This is a genomic window from uncultured Anaerobiospirillum sp., from assembly GCF_902485895.1.
Classification (GTDB): domain Bacteria; phylum Pseudomonadota; class Gammaproteobacteria; order Enterobacterales; family Succinivibrionaceae; genus Anaerobiospirillum; species Anaerobiospirillum succiniciproducens.
Genome location: NZ_CABTML010000029.1, coordinates 1 through 3,039 on the forward strand (window position 1 = coordinate 1; position 3,039 = coordinate 3,039).

Annotated in this window: 2 protein-coding genes; one reads left to right on the plus strand and one right to left on the minus strand. The window is 40.2% G+C overall.

The features are described from left to right. Nucleotides 1-410: 410 nt before the first annotated feature. Nucleotides 411-767 carry a hypothetical protein gene (locus RDO37_RS02895; RefSeq protein WP_308498036.1) on the minus strand — a complete coding sequence of 119 codons (357 nt, stop codon included), beginning with the start codon at nucleotides 765-767 and terminating at the stop codon, nucleotides 411-413. 345 nt (nucleotides 768-1,112) lie between these two features. Here RDO37_RS02895 and RDO37_RS02900 point away from each other — a divergent pair, with 345 nt between their 5' ends. Continuing rightward, nucleotides 1,113-2,996: an IS1634 family transposase gene (locus RDO37_RS02900; protein ID WP_308498037.1), complete on the plus strand. Its 1,884-nt coding sequence runs from the start codon at nucleotides 1,113-1,115 to the stop codon at nucleotides 2,994-2,996. Nucleotides 2,997-3,039 lie beyond the last annotated feature (43 nt).

Here is a 3,039-nt window from a genome sequence, read left to right on the forward strand (position 1 = left end):
AATAAAAAACGGCATAAAAGCTTATTTATGCCTTTATGCCGTTCAATAATTTGATAATCTATAAATGATTATTATGACTATAAAAGATCCTTAGTTAATCTATGAGTGCCATGTACAATAGAGCTCCTATTATATCACAAGTTAATAATAGAGACACCATATAAAAGAGCACAAAAAAAAGACCACTATATAATAACTGGTCTTTCTTATTGATTTAGTGCTCCTATAACATAGGTTTCAGGATTCAAGCACTAGCTCTATTTTTGTTTATTGCCTTATTCTTTATGCAACATCAAATTACAAAGGATGCGTCTTGAAGCAACGCCAGTGACTTAGCTAACAATAGGTCTTGCTTTACTTGACTTTGTCTTATCACGAAAGGCTTGAATAAATTGCCTTACCCCATAACATTAATAACAATTACCCCAACCTTCTTTAACTCGCCATATCCTCGAGTTTTGATCTTCAAAATCTTTTTCAAAAAGGGATATCTCCCCTTTGAAATCGAGATTCAAAAGTGTGAACCCTTCATTATCCCAAGGGATAAACAAATAATGACTATAGTAATCAAAGTGACTACTATCAGTAACATCATTAAGCTCACTACCAGTTAGTATAAATGCTTTAACTTTGTAACCATTAGACCAAGACTCATCTGCTCTCTGATACTTTACGCAAGCTTCTTTTAACTCAGAGGCATTAGCCGATATAGATAACCATGCGCAAAATGTCATAGCAATAATTGCAATTAGGCTTTTCTTTAACATTAGTGTACCCTTAAGCTTGTTTTCTTATATTTTACTCCTTGCATTAGGTAAAATCCCCTGATTTTTTCTTCCTGTACAACTCTAACTATTCCATTTTTATCTTTTGAGTAAAACAATAAATACAGCACTCAATGAAGATAGAAACTACATCATCAATCTACCGCTATTCTTGCTAACCTTAGTTCTAGCGATACCCATTGGCATTTCAAACTTTATCGCTAATCTCATACGAGGCAAAAAGAAGAAGAAATAACCCCCAAGCACCTGCCTAGCTCCTGACTTTGGGGAGCTAATTACATAATTATTGTATAATACGCGAAAGTACTAATTTCTCAGGTGATTCGTATGGCAGCTAGCATCAAAAAGTCTTCATCCCGTCCAATCACAGTAAAACTAAAACATACTGGCCTCGTATTTGGTCTTATGGATGCAGACAATCTCGCTGGAAAGATCAATGCAATGATTGGCAAGAGTGGAACTAACGTGCAGATACAGTCCGGTGAGCTTGCTAAGCTAGCAATCATGAGGTATTTAAGTGGTGATATGCCAGGCGGAATCAACAGCATTGAGCAGTTTGCCAGTACATTGCCAGCTAACTTATTTGCGTCATCTGAGACGTGTGAGGGTAATCCTTACCTGCACGCTAACAGGTACTCTTTATCAGACATGCTTGACCGTATTGCGGAGTACGGACCGACTAAGTTCTCAACAGAGATCCTGTCATCTTTAGTTGATAAAAACAGCATTACAACAGCACATCTTGACTCAACGTCATATCACTTTCACGGACACCCTCAATATAATCTTGTGGAGATAGCAAATGAAAACTCCAAAGAGCCTACAGAGATTGTCGATGTCCTTCCTGACAACCCAATTAGCCTTGCCCATGGTTATTCTCGTGATAATAGATCTGACCTTCCTCAGGTCAATCATCTCGGCATAAGCGCACGTGTTGACGGTGTGGATACAGCAGTTATGCTCTATCAGGCCGCTTTTGATGGAAACATGAACGACAACACTAGGTTCCAGAAGTTTTGTGCAGATGGGGAGCTGGATTATCTTAAGCAGGCATACCCAAACATGAAGACTCTTGTAGCTGACTCTGCTGCAGCTAATGCTCTAACTGTTAAAGCCTGTCACGAATGTGGAATAGAGTTAGTTACTCGCCTAAGCGATTCTCGAGTCAAGAAAGATTTCGACAAAGTGCACTCAGGCATCGTACCGCTATCTACAGTGGAAGTGCCTGTGCCAGCATGGGCCAAAGCAGGCACAAAACCTGACAATATCAGCTATGCATGGTTAGGCACTCAAGAGTTGAAGTCAAAGGATGGAGGCTCTGTCGAGGTGCTAAAAATCATGTTCGTAGCTGAGTCTATGCGTGAACTAAAGACAGCATCAATCAAACGCAGAGCCGAAAAGGAGCTTAAAGATATCGAAGCAAAGCTCGCTAAGCTAGTAACAGTTCCTCGTTCATGCGAAGCAGATGCTAAACGAGATTTTGAAGAGTTCACAAAGAAGCTTAAATATGTGACAGTATCTGAGCCGCAATACGAAGAGATTAAGGGATACGCTAAGGCAGGAAGACCTAGCGCCAATGCTGAAAAGGTTGTAACTGGTGTGAAAGTCCATGCCAAAGCTGCAATCAATGAAGATGTAGTGTGCAGTGCAATTGAGCGTGAGCTCTACTACGTCGTTGCAACAACCAACCTGGGCACTGAGTTGACTGAGGAGAACGCTCTTAATCTATATCAGGTGTATCACGGTCAGTCTGATATCGAGTCCCAGTGGAAAGAACTCAAGGCAACAGGAACATTCTTCGACTCCATCTACCTGCACTCTGAACGCAGGATTAGAGCCTTACTGTCCATTGTCACAATAGCTCTCTTCTACGCAAGAAAGCTCATTACCTGTGTAAGACGTGCTCTTGAGAAGCATGGCCTGTCTTTATCATTACACAATGAGCCAGACTGTAGCAGACCAACACTTAAGACCTTTCTGCGATTCGCATCAGGCGAGAGAGAAGACAGCGATATGCTGATTTCAAAAGGTCTTGTATGGCTTCCTGATGATATTGAAACATCAATTCTCTACCTAGTTGCACTAGAGATTGGCGATGAAGCGGTCAAGTTTTACACAGAGGACTTCTACCTCAAACACAGTGAGTTTATCTATAACGCCATAGTTGATATGAGAACAGCCTTTAAAGAGTCTAGAGTCAGCGAAAATTAAGTTTTAAAAAAATTAAAATCAGCATGAAACAAGAAATTATTGA